Below are 1,226 nucleotides of genomic sequence, written 5' to 3'. Positions count from 1 at the left end.
CACCCCCTGGGCGCGACCGGCGCGATGATCCTCGGCACCCTCGTCGACGAACTGGAGCGCCAGGACAAGCGCTACGGCCTGGCCACGCTGTGCGTGGGCGGCGGCATGGGCATCGCCACCGTCGTCGAACGCCTCTGACCCCTCCCAGCGACCCGCCACCTCAATCACGGAGACATCCCCATGACCGAGCGCACCACCATCCGCTGGGAAGAGAACACCGACGGGGTCGTCACCTTGATCCTGGACGACCCCGACCAGCCGGTGAACACCATGAACGCGGCCTTCATCGACTCCCTCGACGCGGTGGTCGAGCGGCTGGAGAACAGGCGCGAGACCCTCAGGGGTGTCGTCATCACCTCCGCCAAGAAGACCTTCTTCGCCGGGGGAGACCTGCGCGACCTGCGCGCGGTCACGCCCGAGACCGCCGACCGCTCCTTCGAGGCGGGCATGCGCGTCAAGCGCGCCCTGCGCAGGCTGGAGACGCTGGGCGTGCCCGTCGTGGCCGCCCTCAACGGCACCGCCCTGGGTGGCGGTTACGAGATCGCACTGGCCTGCCACCACCGCGTCCTCCTCGACCGGCCCACCACCCGGGTCGGGCTGCCCGAGGTCACGTTCGGCCTGCTTCCCGGCGGTGGCGGAGTGACCCGCACGGTACGGATGTTCGGCATCGCCGACGCGCTGCAGAAGGTGCTCCTGGAAGGCAGGCAGTACGCCCCCGCTGCCGCCCTCGCCGCCGGCCTGGTCGACGAGATCGCCGCCGACCCGGCCGGACTGTTCGCCAAGGCGCGCGCGTTCATCGACGCCCACCCCGAGTCGGCCCAGCCCTGGGACCGGCCCGGCCACCGCATCCCCGGAGGCACCCCGGCCCACCCCAAGTTCGCCGCCAACCTGCCCGCCTTCCCCGCCAACCTGCGCAAGCAGACCGGCGGCGCCCCCTACCCGGCCCCGCGCAACATCCTCGCCGCCGCCGTCGAGGGCGCCCAGGTCGACTTCGAGACCGCCCAGGTCATCGAGGCCCGCTACCTCACCGACCTGCTGACCGGGCAGACAGCCAAGAGCATGATCCAGGCCTTCTTCTACGACCGGCGGGCCGTCGAAGCGGGTGCCAACCGGCCGCAGAACCTGCCCTCTCGCACGGTCCGCAAGGTGGCCGTGCTGGGTGCGGGGATGATGGGGGCGGGCATCGCCTACTCGTGCGCCCGCGCCGGTATCGACGTCGTCCTGAA

Annotated in this window: 1 protein-coding gene and 1 pseudogene; both read left to right on the top strand. The window is 71.8% G+C overall.

Going from position 1 to position 1,226, the window contains the following annotated elements:
• Window positions 1–138 (top strand): annotated as a pseudogene (locus ACZ6A9_RS32535) (acetyl-CoA C-acyltransferase); the annotation flags it as partial.
• Between the two features lie 42 nt (window positions 139–180).
• On the top strand, window positions 181–1,226 hold a 1,046-nt coding region (locus ACZ6A9_RS32530), incomplete at its 3' end, for an enoyl-CoA hydratase-related protein (RefSeq protein ID WP_468993315.1).

It is taken from the genome of Streptomyces sp. NPDC041124 (assembly GCF_055592385.1).
Note: the sequence above shows the minus strand (reverse complement) of the source record. Positions and strands in the feature narration are given on the sequence as shown.